A 20,351-nucleotide genomic window follows, 5' to 3' on the forward strand; every position below is an offset into this window, starting at 1 on the left:
AGAAAATATTTACATTATATCATTTAACTGTTTGAGCGGTTTTATTGCATGTGTCATTCTTAGGCTAATGCTCAAACACACGTGAATTTGTGACAAAAAGGAAACTATTGTGATTGATACTATTATGTTAGATGCGCAAGAGCGCATGGGTAAATGTGTAGATGCGACTAAAAATCAAATGGCGAAAGTTCGCACCGGTCGCGCACACCCAAGTTTATTAGATTCTATCCAAGTGTCTTGTTACGGCTCTATGTCACCGCTTAAGCAAGTGGCAAACGTAGGCGTAGAAGATTCTCGTACCTTAACGGTTAGTGTGTTCGATAGAACTATGGTTCAAGCGGTAGAGAAAGCTATTATGAGCTCTGACTTGGGCTTAAACCCAATGACAGCGGGTGCTACTTTGCGTATTCCATTACCTTCGTTAACTGAAGAACGTCGTAAAGACTTCATCAAAGTGGTTCGTAACGAAGCTGAAAACGGCCGAATTGCAATTCGCAACGTTCGTCGTGATGCTATTAGTGAAGTTAAGAAGCTTGAAAAAGCCAAAGAATGCACAGAAGATGATGTCCGTCGTAGTGAAGATGAGGTGCAAAAGCATACTGATGCATCAATCAAAAATATTGATCAGATCTTAGCAGCGAAAGAAAAAGAGTTGATGGAAGTATAATCTGTCAATTTAGACGCTAGAGTTAACACGCCGTGTAAGGGTATACTACACGGCGTTTGTTTTTATAAAGGATTGTCGTAGATGTCGTCTACAGTTGAGTTTGGATCAGACCCTAAAGCCGATTCGGAGCATATGACTTCGCAAGTTTTGCCGGGACAATTATCTGATGTAGTAAAACAATCTCTGCCCAAGCATGTTGCGATTATTATGGATGGTAATGGCCGCTGGGCGCAACTGCAGGGTAAAGCTCGGGTTTTTGGTCACAAAGCAGGTGTTAAAGCGGTGCGCCGTGCAGTTAGCACAGCAAGTCAACTGGGTATTGAATCATTAACCTTGTTTGCCTTCTCCAGTGAAAATTGGCGCCGACCAGATAAAGAAGTCAGTTTGTTGATGGAACTGTTTTTTACCGTGTTACATCGTGAATTAAAATTGCTCGACAAAAACCAAGTTAGGCTCAATATTATTGGTGATACGAGTCGCTTCTCGACTCGTTTGCAGAAACAAATTGCCGCAGCCCAAGAGAAAACCACAAACAATACTGGATTGATATTAAATGTGGCGGCGAACTATGGTGGCCGTTGGGATATCTTACAAGCTGCACAGAAATTAGCCGAAAAAGTGGAAAGTGGTGAAATCAGCAGCAGTCAGATGACCGAAGAGGCCTTAAATGAACATTTGTGCATGCAAAATCAGAGCGAAGTTGATTTAATGATCCGTACTGGCGGTGATTACCGCATTAGTAATTTTGTTTTATGGCAGGCCGCTTATGCCGAATTGGTGTTTACTGACACCTTATGGCCTGATTTTGATGAGCGAGCATTTCGCGATGCTATTGCCATTTTTGCCAGTCGGCAGCGCCGTTTTGGTTTGACCGGGAGTCAAATTGAAGAGATACGCGCAATATAAATATTAAGAGGATTAGTTTTTGCTAAAACAACGAATAATAACAGCATTGTGGTTAATCCCAATTGTACTCGGGGCAATATTTTTACTCCCAGCAAATATTTTTGCTTGGGTGTTAGTCCCAGTGTTTTTAATTGCAGCAAAAGAGTGGGGCAGTTTTATTGACCCAAGCTGTAACGTTACGCAGTGGTCTTTTACTGCAACACTGGGCTTGTTACTTATCGCGCTTAATTTGGCGGTACCAATTGATGTGTTGTGGTTTAAAGGGCAATTACACCCTATGTACCTCGCCATTATCACCATCGGGGTATTTTGGTGGATAGTGAGCAGTGCATTGGTGTTCAGTTTCCCCAAAAGCGCTAAAATATGGAAAGACAGCCCAATGCTGAAATCCATGTTTGGTCAGTTAACGCTTATTCCGTGCTTTGCTTCATTGATTGCCCTCAAATCGTTAAGCAGCAATGTGCATCCGTATTATGGCGGTGCTTTAGTGTTTATCGTCATGTTAGTGGTGTGGGCTACCGATACTGGAGCTTATTTCGCTGGCCGTAAGTTAGGTAAGCGTAAATTAATGCCAAGTGTCAGTCCTGCTAAAACCCTTGAGGGTTTAGTTGGTGGCTTGGTGACCACTATGGTTGTGGTCGCGGGTATTATGTATGTTGCCCCAGAGCAAGAACTGGGTTTACTTGTTGTAGTTACCTTAATTACAGCACTTGCATCTGCATTTGGTGACTTGTCTGAAAGTATGTTTAAACGTGCAGCCAATATCAAAGACTCTGGCACCATTTTACCCGGACACGGTGGGATTTTAGATCGCATCGACAGTCTAACGGCTGCATTACCTGTATTTACGTTTATCTACATAACTATGTGGATGTGATGCCAATGCAAAATATGGTGATTTTAGGGGCGACAGGCTCGATTGGTGCAAGCACCTTAAGTGTGGTGGCAAACAATCCTGCTGATTTTCATGTCTATGGATTAGTGGCTAATACCAGCGTGCATAACATGCTGGCCTTGTGTATCAGTCATCAACCTGAATATGCTCACATGGTCGATGAGCGCGCCGCTATGGAGCTTAAGTCGTTATTGCCGAGCAACAGTATTACTCAAGTGACAACCGGTGCTGAGGCGTTAAACGCTTTAGTGACCGACAGTCGAACCGATACCGTGATGGCGGCCATTGTTGGTGCGGCGGGTTTAGTGCCAACATTTGATGCTGTTAAAGCTGGCAAAAGGGTGTTGTTAGCCAACAAAGAAGCCTTAGTGATGTCGGGTGAGTTATTTATGCACACGGCAAAAACATCGGGCGCAATTGTGTTACCTGTCGACAGCGAACACAATGCGATTTTCCAGTGTTTACCCACACAAGTTCAAGCCCAATTAGGTTACTGTGATTTAGCCGCTTCAGGTATTGCTCATATTTTATTAACAGGTTCCGGTGGGCCATTTCTAAACACCGATTTAACCACGTTAAGTGCGATGACGCCGACTCAGGCGTGTAATCACCCCAACTGGTCTATGGGCCCTAAAATCTCTGTTGATTCCGCCACTATGATGAACAAAGGCTTAGAGTTTATTGAAGCTCGCTGGTTGTTTAATACTCAAGCTGAGCAACTGAAAGTGGTGATTCATCCTCAAAGTCTCATTCATTCTATGGTGCAATACCGAGATGGCTCTGTTATTGCGCAAATGGGCAACCCCGATATGCGTACGCCGATTGCTCATTGTATGAGCTATCCGCAAAGAATTGACGCTGGCGTTGAACCTTTGGATTTTTTCAAAGTCGGACAATTAAGCTTTTGTGAACCTGACTTTGACCGTTTTCCCTGTTTACGCTTAGCGATGCAGGCTTGCGAGCAAGGGCAAGAAGCCACTACTGTGCTGAACGCAGCGAATGAAGTCGCTGTTGATGCGTTTTTAAAAGGCCAGATGCGCTTCACTGATATTGCCAATGTAAATGCTCGCTGTTTAGAACTGGTACAACAGACGCGCTTAGCGAGTATTGACGATATATTACAGCTTGATGCTCAAACCCGTGCGACAGCAATGTCTGCCATTAAAGCACTTAATTAGTTCAGGGAAATAATGATAGATTTTTTGTGGAGCCTAGGCTCTTTTATTGTTGCATTAGGTATTTTGATTACCGCGCATGAGTACGGACACTTTTGGGTTGCCCGTCGCTGTGGTGTCAAAGTAGAGCGCTTCTCTATTGGCTTTGGTAAAGCAATTTGGCGAAAAGTCGGTAAAGACGGAACTGAATATGTGGTTGCGATGATACCACTGGGTGGCTATGTCAAAATGCTCGATGAGCGTGTTGAAGAGGTCCCCGCCGAGTTAGTTGATCAAGCGTTTAACCGTAAAACTGTATGGCAACGGATTGCGATTGTGTCAGCCGGCCCTATCGCTAACTTTATTTTTGCTTTTGCAGCCTTGTATCTCATGTACCTTATTGGCACTCCGTCGATTAAGCCTGTGATTGATACTACTAAATTAGACAGTCCTGCCAGTGTTATTCAATTGGTTGAGCCGCAACAGATTATCGCGGTGTCAGGACAAAAAGTGCGCACTTGGGAAGAGGTTAACTTGGCCCTAGTGGGGCATATTGGTGATGACAGTATTGAATTAACCTTGGCGTCACTACCTGAGTTATCTGGGATGGACATGCCAGTTCGCACGTTCAAGCTCGATACGCGTAACTGGGTATTTGATCCTGAAAAAGAATCACCGATTACAGCTCTTGGATTAGGCATTTTTCGCCCAGGTATTGATCCAACTATAGCTGCAGTGAGCAAAGACAGCGCAGCTGAGCAAGCAGGCATTATTGCTGGCGATAAACTGGTCAACATTAACGGTACACAATACAGCAATTGGAATGCGTTTGTTGATGTGATACAAAGCTCTGCTAACAAAAATATTAATATGACATTGCTGCGCCAAGGCGAACTTATCAATGTTGATGTTGTGCCAAAAGCACAACAAGATCCTGAAGGTAAGACTATCGGGATTGTCGGAATTAGCCCAACTCAAGCTCCATGGCCTGATAATATGCGCTTTGAACTTGAGTATGGCATAGTAGATTCTGTTGTCGCTGCAGCTGATAAAACATCGCAACTTGTTGTGGTCAGCTTCAAGATGATTGGAAAATTATTTACCGGCGATGTGTCGGTGAAAAATCTTAGTGGTCCTATTTCTATTGCACAGGGCGCAGGCGCCAGTGCGAGTTACGGTTTAGTGTACTTTCTAGGATTTATCGCGCTCATCAGCGTTAACTTAGGCATTATTAACTTAATGCCTTTGCCAGTGCTCGATGGTGGACACTTGCTGTATTACTTTATTGAAGTGATTACTGGTAAGCCTGTACCCGAAAAGGTTCAGGAAATAGGTTTCAGGTTTGGCGCAGCTTTGCTGCTAATGTTGATGGGCGTAGCCTTATTCAATGATTTTGCCCGACTCTGAGCAAGGACAGACTAATAATTAGAAGTGCTCTATGAGATTTAATAAAATTTTTGCCTCGATGTTATTCGTCGGCGCGTCTTTTTCAGGGAATGGTTGGGCAGAGTCTTTCCAACCTTTTGAAGTGACCGACATCCAAGTAGAAGGTTTGCAACGAGTTGCTCTCGGTGCAGCACTATTGAGTTTACCTGTGAAAGTAGGTGACACGGTAGATGAAGTTAAATTACAGCAAGCGATTAAGAGCCTATACGGTTCAACCAATTTTGAAAACATCAGTGTCAGTCACGAAGACGGTATACTTTTTGTAACGGTTAAAGAGCGTCCAACTATCAGTATTATCTCGTTTGAAGGTAATAAAGATATTAAAGACGAACAGTTACAAGAAAGTCTTGACGGTTCTGGTGTTAAAGCGGGCGAGTCACTTGATAGAACCATGTTGACAGGCATTGAAAAAGGCCTGCAAGATTTCTATTACGGTGTGGGTAAGTATGGGGCGAAAGTTGAAGCGCAAATCATCAACTTGCCGCGTAACCGTGTTGAACTTAAGTTTAAATTTACCGAAGGGTTAGCGGCTGAAATCCGTCAAATCAACGTAGTAGGTAATACTGTGTTCTCAGATTCTGAGATCATCAGTATGCTGGAACTCAAAGATTATGTGGCTTGGTGGGATTTGTTTGGTGAGCGTCGCTACCAAAAGCAAAAGCTACAAGCCGACTTAGAAACCATCAAAACCTATTACCATAACCAAGGTTATATTCGTTTTGAAGTCACCTCAACACAAGTGGCGATGACACCGGACCGTAAAGGTTTGTACATCACTATCAATGTTAATGAAGGTGAAAAGTATAAAGTAAAAGAAGTTAACTTAATTGGTGACCTTATGGGCCGCGAAGAGTTAATGAAATCTATTTTACCTATCAAAGCGGGTAATATGTACAACGGTGCCGATGTCACATTCACCGAAGAAATGTACAGTAAATACCTGGGCCGTTTCGGTTATGCTTATCCGGAAGTGAAAACTTACCCTGAAATTAATGATGACACCAAAGAAGTGGTGCTTAACATTAATGTTAAACCGGGTAAACGCGTCTATGTTCGCTCAATTAACTTCACCGGTAACACGGTTACCAAAGATGAAGTTATGCGTCGTGAACTTCGTCAAATGGAAGGGGCATGGTTAAACTCAGCCCAAATTGAGCAGTCTAAACTTCGCCTTAACCGTTTAGGTTATTTTGAAACAGTTGATGCAGAAACGATTCAAGTGCCGGGCAGTGACGATTTAGTTGATGTTGCAGTAACTGTGAAAGAACAGCCGTCGGGTTCGTTTAACGCGGGTGTCGGTTATGGTACTGAATCTGGCGTGAGTTTGCAGTTTGGCGTTGAGCAAAACAACTTCCTTGGCACCGGTAACCAAGCGGGTATTAGTATTAACACTAATAAATATTCCCGTAGCGCTAACTTGTCTTTCACTGACCCTTATTTCACCAAAGATGGTGTTAGTTTAGGTGGTAGCGTTTACTGGAACGAGTTTGATGCTAACCAGGCTAACCTTGAACGCTATAAGAATAAATCTTATGGTGTGGCGTTAAACTCAGGCTTCCCGATCAACGAATATAACCGTTTGAACGGTGGTATTGGTTATCGTCATAATACCATTTCAGAAATCTCTGCTTATGAACAAGCATTGCGTTTCTACAATGTGTATCGTGAAACGGACGATCCAAATTCAGACTTAAGTTTTGATAACTTTGAATTGAATGCTGGTTGGTACCGCAGCACACTTAACCGTGGTACGTTCCCTACAGATGGTTCATCGCAACGTTTAAGCGGTAAAATGACGGTTCCGGGTTCTGACTTGCAGTACTTTAAAACGGATTTTGATACCAATTTCTACTTCCCGCTGACACCTCAGCATGGGTTTGTATTATTGGCTCGCGCCCGTTTAGGTTACTCAAACGGTTATGGTCAATATAACGACAATGACCAAATCTTACCGTTCTGGGAAAACTACTATTCAGGTGGTAGCAGTTCGTTACGTGGCTTCAAGTCAAATTCTGTCGGTCCACGCTCGTTCTATTTATACCGTGGTAGTGAGCAATGTGCGCCTGATGTTTCTGGTGATGGTTGTAGCTTACCTGGTGACCCAAATACGATTCAGGTCAGTTCAGGTCGCTCAATTGGTGGTAATGCTATTGCAACCGCAAGCTTTGAAATGATCGTTCCGACGCCATTCCTTGATGAAGCTTACACCAACTCAGTGCGGACCAGTTTCTTTGTGGATGCCGGTAACGTATGGGATACAGAGTTTGATTATGAATCTTATCGAAATCTGCCTGCGGATCAGTTCTCTAAGTTAGAAGATTACAGTGATCCAGCTCGTTTACGTGCCTCATGGGGTATGAGCGTTCAGTGGCTATCGCCAATGGGTCCTATGGTATTCAGTTTAGCTTGGCCGCTGAAAGAATACGAAGATGATGAGACAGAGATTTTCTCGTTCAATATTGGCAAAACGTTCTAAAACAAATACACTCGGCAAGTTTTGCTGACAACAACAAGTTCAACAAGGAGTCTACTTTGAAAAAGATGGTAAATCGCGCATTAATTACATTGGCATTGTTTGCTACCCCTATGCTAGTTCAAGCAGAAAAGCTTGCTGTAGTGGATATGGGTCAAGTGTTCGAGCAGTTGCCACAGCGCGAACAAATTTCTAAATCGTTAAAAGCTGAGTTTGGTGATCGTGTTGCTGAAGTCCAAAAAATGCAAGAAGACATGCGTTCTATGGTTGAAAAGCAACAACGTGATGGCGCGTTAATGAGCGACACACAAAAAACTGAATTAGTCCGTAAAATGGAATCATTGAAATCTGAATTCCAACTGAAAGGCAAAGCTTTAGACGAAGACATGCGTCGCCGTCAAGGTGAAGAGCAGAACAAGCTATTAGTTCAAGTGCAAAAAGCAATTAATACCATTGCTGGTAAAGAAAACTACGACATGGTTCTTCAACGTGGCGCGGTAATTTTTGTTAAGCCAGAAGCTGATATCAGCAGCAAAGTGGTAGAAGCCTTAAGCAAAGGCAAATAATAAGTATGCAAAAAGTGACTTTAAAAGAGCTTAGCCAATTATTGGGTGCAACAGTCAAAGGTGACGATACGCTGGAAATTACCAGTGTGGCTACTCTTGAACATGCAGTCCAAGGCCAACTCTCTTTTTTAGCCAATAGTAAATACCGTGCAATGCTTGAGGCAACTCAAGCTAGCGCGGTTTTACTTAGCGAAAAAGAAGCAAGCAATTATCAAGGTAATGCCCTAATTGTCAGTGACCCTTATGTTGGGTTCGCTCGCGTGGCGCAATTACTTGATACCACACCAAAAGAAAGCCTTGGTATCCATCCTTCAGCCCAAATAGAAGCCTCAGCCATTATTGGTGACGGTGTTGCTATTGGTGCAAATGCGGTGATTGGTGCCAATGTTATTTTAGGTGAAAATGTTCAGATTGGTCCAGGTTGTGTGATCGGTGAAACCAGTATTATTGGTTCAGATACACGTCTTTGGGCGAATGTAACGATTTATCATGATGTGCATATTGGTCACCACTGTATCGTTCATTCAGGCTCTGTTATTGGTTCTGATGGTTTTGGTTATGCCAATGAACGTGGTAATTGGATTAAAATCCCTCAAACAGGTGGTGTACGTATTGGCAATCATGTGGAAATTGGCGCATGTACCAGTATTGACCGTGGCGCGCTGTCGCATACCGAGATTCATGATGGTGTGATTATCGACAATCAAGTTCAAATTGCCCATAATGTTGTTATTGGACAAAATACCGCGATGGCGGGTGGTTCCATCATTGCAGGTAGTTCTACTATCGGTAAATACTGCATTATTGGTGGTGGTAGTGCTGTTGCAGGACACCTTAGTATTGTGGATGGTGTCCATGTCTCTGGCGGTACCAATATAACGAGTATTATTCGCGAGAAAGGCGTGTATTCATCTGCTACAGTTGCCATGGAAAACAAACTTTGGCGTCGAAATACTGTGCGTTTCCGCCAACTAGATGATTTATTTAGTCGAGTGAAAAATCTCGAGAAAAGTGCTAAGGGCACAGAATAATTGTAATTCTGCCTTATTAAAGGAATGTAGTGTGTCAAACCAATTAAACACCATGGATATTCAAGAGATACTTAAATATCTACCCCATAGATATCCATTTTTGTTAATCGATCGTGTATTAGACTTTACTGTAGGTGAGCAACTACATGCGATTAAAAATGTCACTATTAATGAACCATTTTTTCAGGGACATTTTCCAATACAACCTGTGATGCCAGGTGTACTAATTTTAGAAGCTATGGCACAAGCCACAGGCTTACTTGCATTTAAAACCATGAGTACAGAGCCGTCTCCTGACGTATTGTATTATTTCGCCGGTATTGATAAAGCGCGTTTTAGACGTGTAGTTGTACCAGGCGATCAAATACATTTTCACGTTAAAATGATTAAAGAGCGTCGTGGCATTGGTGTGTTTATTGGTGAAGCCCTGGTTGATGGTGAACTGGTTTGTTCCGCTGAAATCATGTGTGCACGTAGAGAGATTGAAAAGTGATAGATAAATTAGCATTTGTTCACCCAACAGCCAAAATTGGCCATAATGTCACTATTGGTCCTTGGACTTATATCGGTGAAAATGTTGAAATTGGCGACGACACATGGATAAGCTCGCATGTTGTGGTTAAAGGTCCAACGGTTATTGGTAAAGGTAACCGTATTTTCCAATTCTCTTCGGTCGGTGAAGAGTGCCAAGATAAAAAGTATGCCGGTGAGCAAACTCGGTTAATTATTGGTGACAATAATATTATCCGTGAGTCAGTCACTATTCACCGAGGTACTACCCAAGATCATGGTGAAACACGCATAGGTTCAAATAATCTATTTATGGCTTATGTTCACATCGCCCATGACTGTGTTGTAGGTAATAACGTCATTATGGCTAACAATGCATCTATCGCTGGCCATGTGCATGTTGGTGATTGGGTTATTTTAGGTGGCATGACAGGTGTACATCAGTTTGTTCATATTGGTGACCATGCATTCACTGCCGGTGCTTCGCTGATTTTAAAAGATGTACCTCCATTTGTGATGGCTTCGGGATCCCCTGCTGCACCACGTGGATTAAATTTAGAAGGTTTAAAACGCCGTGGTTTTACTAAAGAAAGCCAGCGTGCAATCTTGAATGCGTATAAAGCGATATTTCGTAAAAGCTTAACCATTGAAGAAGCCAATGCTGAACTGGCTGAGTCTGCTAAAAATGACGCCAATGTAAAAATGTTAGTAGATTTCGTAAACCACTCTGCTCGTGGCATTATTCGATAGACGGAAACGATGACCAACTCTTCTTCAAAAGTATTTGCCATTGTCGCCGGAGAAATCTCCGGCGATATTTTAGGTGCCGGTTTAGTTCATTCACTCAAACAACGCTACCCTGATGCGCGATTTATCGGTATTGGTGGCCCGCGCATGCAAGCCCTAGGATTTGAAAGTTTATTCTCAATGGAAGAGCTTTCAGTGATGGGGTTAGTTGAGGTGCTTTCGTGTTTACCGCGGCTTATGCATATTCGTTCCAGTTTAGTCAAACAGATTACTGAATTAGCTCCAGATTGCTTTATCGGTATTGATGCACCTGACTTTAACATTGGCTTAGAGCTTAAGTTAAAAGCTAAAGGAATAAAAACGGTCCATTATGTTAGCCCGTCGGTCTGGGCTTGGCGTCCAAAGCGTATTTTCAAAATTGCCAAAGCCACTAATATGGTGTTGTCGTTACTGCCATTTGAGAAAGCCTTTTACGACCAGTATCAAGTACCCTGTACCTTTGTCGGCCATACACTTGCTGATGATATACCTATGTACAGCGACAAGCAGGCAGCGCGTCAATTATTAGGATTAGATGCCGATGCTGAATACTTGGCGGTATTACCAGGGTCTCGTGGCGGTGAGTTAAAGCAATTAGCTGAACCTTTTATCAAAGCAGCCCAGTTGGTTAAACAAGCTTATCCGGACATCAAATTTGTCACGCCTGTGGTTAATGATGCTCGCCGGCAACAATTTCTAACTGCGCTTGAGGAGTTTGCGCCCGATTTAGAGGTCACTCTTATTGAAGGTCAATCTCGTGAGGTGATGGCTGCTGCTGATTGTATTTTGTTAGCGTCAGGCACTGCAACTTTAGAGGCAATGCTGGTAAAACGCCCAATGGTGGTGTCTTATCGTGTTAGCCCTATTACTTATGCCATTGCGATTCGGATGATGAAAATTAAGAACTATTCGTTGCCTAATCTGTTAGCAAACGAGACCATAGTGCCTGAGCTCATGCAAGCAAATTGCCAGCCTCAGTTAATTGCAGACGCGGTAATTAACCAACTCAATCAAGATTTTGCACCGCTAAATGCCCGTTTTGAGCAATTACATGGTTTACTTAAATGTAACGCCAGCGAACGAGCTGCAGATGCTGTAGTGGCATTGTTACATGCGTCTTAGGTTTACAGGATAAAACAGATGACATCTCTTGATTCTCTTCCTGTGGTGATTAAAAATATTACCCCAGAACACGTCGCCATGATTTCACAAGGTGTGGTTGCCGGTGTTGATGAAGTCGGCCGTGGTCCATTGATTGGTGATGTGGTCACCGCCGCGGTGATCTTAGACCCGAGTAAACCAATTGTTGGCCTTAATGATTCTAAGAAACTCAGTGAGAAGCGCCGTAACGCTTTATATCAACAGATTATGGATAACGCGTTAAGTGTCAGTATTGGCCGTGCCAGTCCACTTGAAATCGATGAGCTTAATATTTTGCATGCCACTATGCTGGCGATGCAACGCGCTGTGGCAGGTTTAGCCATTTTACCTGAGCGAGTATTAGTTGATGGTAATCGTGTGCCTCATTTTGGTATTACCAGCCATGCTATCATCAAAGGTGATGGGCTGGTTGCCGCTATCAGCGCAGCATCTATTATTGCTAAAGTGACTCGTGATGCCGAGATGGATGCCTTAGACAGCCAGTATCCCCAGTATAGCTTTGCTAAACACAAAGGTTACCCAACCAAAGCACATTTTGAAGCCTTGGCATTATATGGCGTGTTACCTGAACATCGTAAAAGTTTTAAACCTGTTGCTGAGCGTATTTTACTTCAGGATCCATTGTGATAATCACCAAACTAAGTGAGTTTATCATTGGATAAAATCACTTAGTTTGGTAGTCTAAATTCCGCATTTTCGTGTTGTTTCATTCATCTTTTTCGAAGAAAAATAATCTATGTCCGATCCTCGTTTTGTTCATTTGCGCGTCCACAGTGATTATTCAATGTCAGATGGCGTTGCCAAAGTTAAACCTATTATTGCTGCTGCTGAAAGTCAGGGCATGGCAGCCATAGCGTTAACTGATCAAAACAACTTTTGTGGTTTGGTCAAGTTTTACGGTGCCTGTCATGGCGTCGGGATTAAACCTATTATTGGTGCCGATTTTTGGGTACAAACTCCTGGTTTTGAAAAAGAGTTTTGTGCGTTAACCATTATTGCGATGAACAATGACGGTTATCAAAATCTAACCCAATTAATCAGCGAAGCTTATCTTCGTGGGCATATCGATAACCGCGTAGTGATTGATCAAGACTGGCTGATCAAATATAACAGCGGCTTGATCATTCTTTCAGGCGCCAAAGACGGTGATGTGGGTAAAGCCTTATTAAAGGGCAATCAAAATCAAGTTGAGTCACTGATCGCTTTTTATCAACAACACTTTGAAGACCGCTATTACCTCGAACTTATCCGCACCGGCCGGGCACATGAAGAACGCTATTTACACATGGCGGTTGAGCTAGCGTCAATTAAAGGTTTACCCGTTGTGGCCACTAACCAAGTGGTATTTTTAAAACAAGACGACTTTGAAGCGCATGAGATCCGTGTTGCGATCCATGATGGTTATACTTTAGTTGACCCCCGTCGCCCTAAAACCTACAGCGATCAACAATATCTGCGCACCGAAGACGAAATGCTTGCGCTGTTTAGTGATATTCCGTCGGCGATTCAAAACAGTGTTGAAATTGCTAAACGTTGTAATGTCACCATCCGCTTGCATGAATACTTTTTACCTAATTTCCCCACCGGTGATTTATCGATTGAAGACTTCTTAGTCGCGGCCTCCGAAAAAGGCCTCGAAGAGCGTCTGGCGTTTTTATTCCCCGACCCACAAGTTCGTATCGAAAAGCGTGGCGAGTATGACGAACGCCTTGCGATTGAGCTGAAAGTCATTAACCAGATGGGGTTTCCTGGCTACTTCCTTATCGTGATGGAGTTTATCCAATGGGGTAAAGATAACGGTATTCCGGTTGGCCCAGGTCGTGGTTCAGGTGCCGGTTCATTAGTGGCATACGCACTTAAAATTACCGACTTAGATCCACTCGAGTACGACTTACTGTTCGAACGTTTCTTGAACCCTGAACGCGTATCCATGCCCGATTTCGACGTCGACTTTTGCATGGACCGACGCGATGAGGTCATTGATCACGTAGCAGAGCTGTACGGCCGAGAAGCGGTATCGCAAATTATTACCTTTGGTACCATGGCGGCTAAAGCGGTTGTGCGCGACGTTGGCCGTGTTTTAGGTCATCCATACGGCTTTGTTGAACGTCTCACTAAAATGATCCCAGCAGAGCCTGGAATGACGTTAGCTAAAGCGTTTGAAGTTGAGCCATCGCTACCAGAAGCCTATGACAGCGACGAAGATGTTAAAGAGCTCATCGACATGTGTCGGCGCCTAGAAGGTGTGACGCGTAACGCGGGTAAACATGCCGGTGGTGTGGTTATTGCGCCCACTCGGATTACCGATTTCGCGCCACTGTATTGCGATGCAGAAGGTCTAAACCCGGTTACGCAATTTGATAAAAACGATGTTGAAACCGCGGGTTTAGTTAAGTTCGACTTCTTGGGTTTACGTACCTTAACGATCATTGATTGGGCATTGCAGATGATTAATCCGCGCCTAGCCAAAGAAGGTAAAGAGCCGGTACTGATTGAAGCCATTCCACTTGCCGATCCTGCTTGCTTTAGATTACTGCAACGTTATGAGACTACTGCGGTATTCCAGCTCGAATCTCGCGGCATGAAAGATTTGATCAAACGTCTGCAACCAGACTGTTTTGAAGACATGATTGCGCTTGTAGCGTTATTCCGCCCAGGCCCTTTGCAATCAGGCATGGTGGATAACTTTATTGAACGTAAGCATGGGCGTGAAGAAGTCTCATACCCAGATGCCGAATATCAGCATGAATCGTTAAAAGAATTATTGTCACCAACTTACGGCATTATCTTGTATCAAGAGCAGGTGATGCAGATTGCGCAAGTATTGTCGGGTTATACCCTAGGTGGTGCGGATATGCTCCGTCGTGCCATGGGTAAGAAAAAACCCGAAGAAATGGCCAAGCAGCGCGGCACGTTTAAAGAAGGGGCGATTAACAACGGTATCGATGGCGATTTGTCGATGAAGATCTTTGACTTGGTGGAAAAGTTTGCCGGTTACGGGTTTAACAAATCTCACTCAGCCGCTTATGCACTCGTCTCGTACCAAACCCTGTGGCTAAAAACCCATTTTCCGGCGCAGTTTATGGCGGCAGTAATGTCTGCCGACATGGATAACACTGATAAAATTGTCACCTTAGTGGATGAATGTGAGCGCATGGGCTTACCGTTAATTCCGCCCGATGTGAACAAAGGCCAATTTAAATTTACCGTCGATGACGACTTAAATATTGTTTACGGTATCGGCGCGATTAAAGGCGTAGGTGAAGGTCCGGTTGAGTCCATTTTAGAGGCCCGAAAAGACGGCCCATTTATCGACTTATTTGATTTCTGTGCCCGTGTTGATTTGAAAAAACTCAACAAACGAGTGATTGAAAAACTGATCCTTGCGGGTGCACTAGATACCTTAGGTCCGCATCGCGCATCAATGATGGCCACTTTGCCAGAGGCTATTAGTGCTGCCGCGCAACATGCTAAAGCCGAAGCCATTGGCCAGCATGATATGTTTGGTTTACTCAACTCTGAGCCAGAAGACAGTAAGCAAAACTTTGTTCAGTGTACCCCTTGGCCAGACAAAATTTGGCTTGAAGGGGAGCGTGAAACATTAGGTTTGTATCTAACGGGCCACCCGATTAACCAGTATTTAAAAGAGTTGAAGCAATACACTAACGGTCGCTTAAAAGACATTCACCCAACAGAACGTGGTAAAACCGTTAAAGTTGCTGGTCTAGTGGTCGCTACGCGGGTAATGATCACCAAGCGTGGCTCTAAAATGGGCCTAGTCACCTTAGATGACAAAAGTGCCCGTTTAGAAGTCATGCTGTTTACCGAACCGTTTGAAAAGTTTGGCCACATGCTTGAAAAAGATCGTATTTTAATTTGCGAAGGTGATGTCAGTTTTGATGATTTCTCTGGTGGTAACCGGATGAACGCCCGTAATATTATCGAAATTGGTGAAGCTCGTAGTCATTTTGCTAAAGCGGTTGCAATAAATGTTCATGGCAACGATGTTACCCAAGCATGGCTGGAAACCTTTGAACAAACCTTAACCCCTTGGCGAAATGGTGTGGTTCCGGTGACCATTAATTATGCACAAGACCATGCTAGCGGTAAAATTACTTTAGGTGATGAATGGCGAGTTAATCCCAGTGATGAGTTGATGTTAGCACTCGAAAGTATGCTCGGGTCAACCAATGTTAAAATTGTTTTCTAGGTACATACCATGACAGTGAAACACTCGACTTTAGCTCAACTCAGCGGCCAACAATTGCTTAGTTTGCTTGAACAAGCGGTAATGCCACTTTATCAACAGACGAGTTTGCAACATGAGCGCACACCTAAGTTAGTGCTGGCTTACAGTGGTGGAGTTGATTCTGAAGTATTAGCTTATGGTTTGAGTGCGTTCGCCCAAAAATACCCACATATTGCGTGTTTACTTATCCATGTTCATCATGGGCTCAGTCCCAATGCCGACACTTGGGTGCAACACTGTATAACGCGCGCGGGTTATTACCAATTACCCGTGCAAATTGAGCGCGTTAATGTTGACAAAGGTCCAAGGCAAAGCCTTGAGGCACAAGCGCGTGACGCCCGTTATCAAGCGTTTGACCGCTACCTTAATCCGGGGGATATCTTACTCACTGCCCATCACCAGGATGATCAACTTGAAACGTTATTGCTGGCATTAAAGCGTGGCCAAGGGCCTAAAGGGCTTGGTGCGATGGGCGCCATACAAGCTTATCATCACGCTTGGTTGGTTAGGCCACTATTAGATGTCAGCCGAGAGCAAATAGAGCAATTTGCACTGCAACAGCGTTTAACTCATATTGAAGATGAAAGTAATCAAGACGACAGTTATGATCGTAACTTTCTGCGTTTAGATATTATTCCCCGCTTAAAACAACGCTGGCCAAGTATCGCAGTAACAGCCGCCAGAAGTGCGGCATTGTGTACTCAGCAACAAGACGTTATTGATGACGAAGTCAGTCATCGCTTACCTCAATGGCTAATATTAGCCAATGATGACAATGCATCAATAATCGAATCAAGCGGATTTAAGCTTAGCGGTTTTGGTCAATTAAGTGCTGCTTGGCAAGCATTACTATTTCGCGGATATTTAAGCCATTGTGGCGTTAGTTTACCTTCGCAAGCGCAATTACAGCAGATACTGTCACAACTGCTGGCTGCTAAAGATGATGCTAATATGGCGATCCAATGGGGTGGCTACCAAGTAAAACGCTATGCAGGGGTGGCCTATGTACTGAGCTATAGTGATCTTAACACGCCCGATCCGCTCTCATTAACCGCTGATTTTATTCGTCTATTAAAGGGTGATGTTACTGAGTTGCAGATAGATATCGGCCAGCATCAATGCCTTTTAAGCCAACAACTATCTGCTGATAAGCCTCTATTAGCGTTAGCGCCAACTAACAGTAAAGTGACGATTCGCTATGGCGCAGCAGGCTCTATTAAGTGCCAACCACAATTTGCTACCTCACAACGGCCAAAACCGCGTGAGTTAAAAAAACTATGGCAAGAGTGCAATATCCCACCTTGGCGTCGGCAACATATTCCATTAGTTTTCTATGATGAAGTATTAGTTGCTGCTATCGGCCTATGGGTAGACAAACGCTATTTAGCGCAAACAGGGCACCATGGCATTAGTTTGCTTTGATTGCTAATGCGTTATCGGGTTGCAAATATTGCCCTTTGCCAACATATTTTTGGCAATTGTTTCAATATCTTCGTCTGATTGGGTATGACCATAATTAAATTCGATAGCAAACCATGAGGCGTCAAATTCGGCTTTATTTTTTAATGCAATAGGCAGTATCGAACACAGCTTGTTGACTACCATATCGGTTTGATTTGATTCAAGCAGCTGTAAGGTACTCGCCGACATTTGAATTTCTGCAGCGGCAACGCTTTGACCTCCATAGGCAAAAAATTTAAGTGCAATCATACCCGCGCCAGTTATGCCCAGTGTAAAACTGATTACACCAACGATGATAAATTTCATATATTTCCCTTTATATTTCGGTATTGTCACTATTCACCTCGGGTGTTTTATTAACACAAGCTCATACACGTTAAATCATCAAAATGGCAAACAGACCCTCGATGACATTTTATGTCTCACTATAGAACGCTGCGACATATTATGTCAATAGGTGTTGTTGTATTACAAATGCATGCCGATCATTTTTAGTCAGATAGCTATGCATTTAGTTAGAGGTGGCCGTATGCAAAGCGTCTTAATTATCCCTACCATGTGTTTTTTGTGTAAAGCCAGCTGGGGTTATTTATTAAGCTGCGTTAACGACTTTCGCTTTAGCTGCTTGCTGTTACAATGGTTGCTCTCAATACTCAACAGGGGACCTTGTCCGTGAATACCTTTCGTTTATTAGCTGTGTTTGGTGTGTTGCTTCTGCCAAGTGTCAACGCTACGCCATTTCAATTTGATCAAAAAACCTATCGTCAAGATGTCCAAACCTTAGCCAGTGATGAATTTGAGGGCCGTGGGCCGTTATCTCATGGCGAAAAGCTAACCGTTGAGTATTTAGAAAACGCATACAAAGCAATGGGACTCGCTCCAGGTTTCGGTGACAGTTATCGTCAAGCTGTGCCGATGGCTAAGATTACCGCGGATCAAACCATGCAACTCACTATTGGCGATTTAGTGTTTAATAATGGCACTGATTTCACTGCTCGTACTGAGCAAGTTCTACCTCAAGTGAGTGTAGATAACAGCGATATAGTGTTTGTTGGCTATGGTATTAATGCGCCGGAATATCAGTGGAATGACTATGCCAACATTGATGTTAAAGGCAAAACCGTCATTGTGTTAGTTAATGATCCAGGCTTTGCCACTCAAGATCCCGCTATCTTTAAAGGCAATGCCATGACCTATTATGGCCGTTGGACCTACAAGTACGAAGAAGCAGCCAGGCAGGGCGCCAAAGCGGTGTTTATTGTCCATGAAACTGCACCTGCAGCCTACGGCTGGAATGTGGTAGAAAACAGCAACACCAATACTAAATACACCTTAGTTGATGATCACAAAAACCAATCACATATTGGTGTCATGGGCTGGGTGCAACATCAAACCGCGCAAAAGGTGTTTCAAGCAGCAGGCCTAGACTTTGATAAAGTGAAACTCAGTGCAGCAAAAGCGGGTTTTAAATCTATACCACTTAAACTCAAAGCCAATTTAGCAGTAAAAAATACCATCGAATTAGCCACATCTTATAACGTAGCAGGACTCATACCAGGCACCAGCCAAGCCGATGAGTGGGTAGTCATGCATGCCCACTGGGATCACTTAGGTAAAACCGTGCAAGACGGTAAAACGGTAATTTTAAACGGTGCCGTCGACAATGCCTCTGGGGTTGCAGGCGTATTGCAACTTGCGCGTCATTTTAAACAGCAAAACAAAGCACCTAAACGCTCTATTTTATTTACTGCATTTACCGCAGAAGAAACTGGCCTTATTGGCGCGCAATACTTTGCCGCGAATCCTCCTGTACCGACTAAACAACTGGTATCGTTTTTAAACATAGACGGCATGAACGTGGGTAAAGGGGTTAATTACATCTTGCGTTACGGCCAAGGCGTATCACAACTTGAAACCTATTTAGATGATGCCGCCAAAGCACAAGGCCGCACTGTAAAGGCTGATCCTCGCCCACAAAATGGTTTAATGTTCCGTTCAGACCATTTTGCCTTAGCCCAACAAGGCGTCCCCGGGTTAATGTTCATGAGCCTAGGCGACACCGACCCAGACTATATTGCCCATAAATACCATCAAGGTGCAGATGACTATGATGCTAATTGGGATTTAGGCGGGGTAGAGCAAGATCTCGCTTTAATTAGCGACATCATTGAAAAGCTCGCCAATAACAACGACTGGCCAAAATGGATCGAAGATTCAGACTTCAAAAAGCGTCGAGCACAAGACGGTAAGTAGTGTTAGATAGTTGGATAAAGAGAGGAGGCGAAAGCCTCCTTTTTTATTAGTTATGGCCTACAGCCACTAAGGTATTTTCAAACTTCGTTTGAAGTAATATCGCAAGGTTCCACCCTACATGGGCTGACTACATATGGCCTGCGGCCACCAACGTCGTGGCGCTTCACCCACAGCAGACCAAGAGGAAACCAACGGCTGTTCCCTCTTGGAACTCCCAGCCGCCCCGCAACATTTTCGCTATTTACAAAACAACAGCTGCGAAAAGGTTGCCATGGGGATTGATCCAGCTTTTAACTTCATTTGAAACCTGCTTCGGCCCATCTTTTAATAAGGAGTGAAAATGCTAACGCTTCCGATAGGCCATCCCTAGCCAACGAAAGCTAGCCTGACTCTGATAGGCATCCTGCCTTGAAGCACATGGATGTGCGAGAAAGGCCTGTCAGACTCACGCATTCTTTTATAAAGAGTCTTCAACGTCCTCAAGTTCAGAGTTGAATCACACCAATTGCAAGCAAGTTATGCAAATCATTTATGCCCCATTATGATTTAGAACAATTACTCATTCGAACTTTGTGTTTCTGTGTTTGCCTCATATTTACTAATGCGGAAAGCAAAAGATAAGGCCCTAGTAACTTGTTTTGTAGTATGCCTTAAAGACTGTCAAGAGGACTTATGACCCCAGTATGATGGCCACCAATCACATGGGTATATATCTCGGTCGTTTTGACATCACTGTGTCCCAATAACTCTTGGATGGTACGAATGTCATGGCCTTTGAGTAATAAAGATGTTG

17 protein-coding genes are annotated in these 20,351 nt (G+C 43.6%); 15 read left to right on the forward strand and 2 right to left on the reverse strand.

What is annotated here, in order from left to right; all coding sequences use genetic code 11:
* Positions 1-124: 124 nt before the first annotated feature.
* From frr to tilS, 14 genes are all read left to right on the forward strand, one after another.
* Positions 125-667 (forward strand): ribosome recycling factor, encoded by a 543-nt coding sequence (gene frr, locus H5123_RS11535; RefSeq protein WP_220487623.1) that lies wholly within the window; start codon positions 125-127, stop codon positions 665-667.
* Positions 668-748: 81 nt separating this feature from the next.
* Positions 749-1,573: a polyprenyl diphosphate synthase gene (gene uppS / locus H5123_RS11540; RefSeq protein ID WP_124016990.1), complete on the forward strand. Its 825-nt coding sequence runs from the start codon at positions 749-751 to the stop codon at positions 1,571-1,573.
* Positions 1,574-1,592: 19 nt separating this feature from the next.
* Entirely contained in the window at positions 1,593-2,450 is an 858-nt protein-coding gene (locus H5123_RS11545) for a phosphatidate cytidylyltransferase (protein WP_182698048.1), read from the forward strand.
* A gap of 5 nt (positions 2,451-2,455) precedes the next feature.
* The gene (gene ispC / locus H5123_RS11550; protein ID WP_182698049.1) at positions 2,456-3,646 is read left to right on the forward strand and encodes a 1-deoxy-D-xylulose-5-phosphate reductoisomerase; all 1,191 of its coding nucleotides are present in this window, start codon (positions 2,456-2,458) and stop codon (positions 3,644-3,646) included.
* Between the two features lie 12 nt (positions 3,647-3,658).
* Positions 3,659-5,029 (forward strand): sigma E protease regulator RseP, encoded by a 1,371-nt coding sequence (gene rseP, locus H5123_RS11555; protein WP_182698050.1) that lies wholly within the window; start codon positions 3,659-3,661, stop codon positions 5,027-5,029.
* 31 nt (positions 5,030-5,060) lie between these two features.
* The gene (gene bamA, locus H5123_RS11560) at positions 5,061-7,544 is read left to right on the forward strand and encodes an outer membrane protein assembly factor BamA (RefSeq protein ID WP_182698051.1); all 2,484 of its coding nucleotides are present in this window, start codon (positions 5,061-5,063) and stop codon (positions 7,542-7,544) included.
* Positions 7,545-7,609: 65 nt separating this feature from the next.
* Positions 7,610-8,107 (forward strand): OmpH family outer membrane protein, encoded by a 498-nt coding sequence (locus H5123_RS11565; protein ID WP_124017027.1) that lies wholly within the window; start codon positions 7,610-7,612, stop codon positions 8,105-8,107.
* A 5-nt stretch (positions 8,108-8,112) separates the two neighbouring features.
* Entirely contained in the window at positions 8,113-9,138 is a 1,026-nt protein-coding gene (gene lpxD / locus H5123_RS11570; RefSeq protein WP_124016994.1) for a UDP-3-O-(3-hydroxymyristoyl)glucosamine N-acyltransferase, read from the forward strand.
* Between the two features lie 31 nt (positions 9,139-9,169).
* Positions 9,170-9,631 (forward strand): 3-hydroxyacyl-ACP dehydratase FabZ, encoded by a 462-nt coding sequence (gene fabZ / locus H5123_RS11575; protein ID WP_124016995.1) that lies wholly within the window; start codon positions 9,170-9,172, stop codon positions 9,629-9,631.
* The gene (gene lpxA, locus H5123_RS11580; RefSeq protein ID WP_124016996.1) at positions 9,628-10,398 is read left to right on the forward strand and encodes an acyl-ACP--UDP-N-acetylglucosamine O-acyltransferase; all 771 of its coding nucleotides are present in this window, start codon (positions 9,628-9,630) and stop codon (positions 10,396-10,398) included. Before fabZ ends, lpxA begins: the two co-directional genes overlap by 4 nt.
* A gap of 9 nt (positions 10,399-10,407) precedes the next feature.
* A complete protein-coding gene (gene lpxB, locus H5123_RS11585; RefSeq protein WP_124016997.1) occupies positions 10,408-11,556 on the forward strand; it encodes a lipid-A-disaccharide synthase in 1,149 nt (382 codons plus the stop codon).
* 18 nt (positions 11,557-11,574) lie between these two features.
* Positions 11,575-12,222: a ribonuclease HII gene (gene rnhB / locus H5123_RS11590; protein WP_404948308.1), complete on the forward strand. Its 648-nt coding sequence runs from the start codon at positions 11,575-11,577 to the stop codon at positions 12,220-12,222.
* A 109-nt stretch (positions 12,223-12,331) separates the two neighbouring features.
* A complete protein-coding gene (gene dnaE / locus H5123_RS11595; protein WP_124016998.1) occupies positions 12,332-15,805 on the forward strand; it encodes a DNA polymerase III subunit alpha in 3,474 nt (1,157 codons plus the stop codon).
* Positions 15,806-15,814: 9 nt separating this feature from the next.
* Positions 15,815-17,266, forward strand: a complete 1,452-nt coding sequence (gene tilS, locus H5123_RS11600; protein ID WP_182698052.1) for a tRNA lysidine(34) synthetase TilS — start codon at positions 15,815-15,817, stop codon at positions 17,264-17,266.
* A 3-nt stretch (positions 17,267-17,269) separates the two neighbouring features.
* On the opposite strand, the gene H5123_RS11605 is transcribed toward tilS, so the two are convergent.
* On the reverse strand, positions 17,270-17,611 hold the full coding sequence (locus tag H5123_RS11605) for a hypothetical protein (RefSeq protein WP_124017000.1): 342 nt from the start codon (positions 17,609-17,611) through the stop codon (positions 17,270-17,272).
* Positions 17,612-17,941: 330 nt separating this feature from the next.
* Here H5123_RS11605 and H5123_RS11610 point away from each other — a divergent pair, with 330 nt between their 5' ends.
* Positions 17,942-19,558, forward strand: coding sequence for a M28 family metallopeptidase (locus H5123_RS11610; RefSeq protein ID WP_259395655.1), 1,617 nt, complete (start codon positions 17,942-17,944; stop codon positions 19,556-19,558).
* A gap of 650 nt (positions 19,559-20,208) precedes the next feature.
* Here the strand turns inward: H5123_RS11610 and H5123_RS11615 are convergent.
* Positions 20,209-20,351, reverse strand: a 143-nt coding sequence (locus H5123_RS11615; protein ID WP_182698054.1) for a tyrosine-type recombinase/integrase, incomplete at its 5' end; no start/stop codon positions are given.

It is taken from the genome of Shewanella sp. SR43-4 (assembly GCF_014163845.1).
Lineage (GTDB): Bacteria > Pseudomonadota > Gammaproteobacteria > Enterobacterales > Shewanellaceae > Shewanella > Shewanella vesiculosa.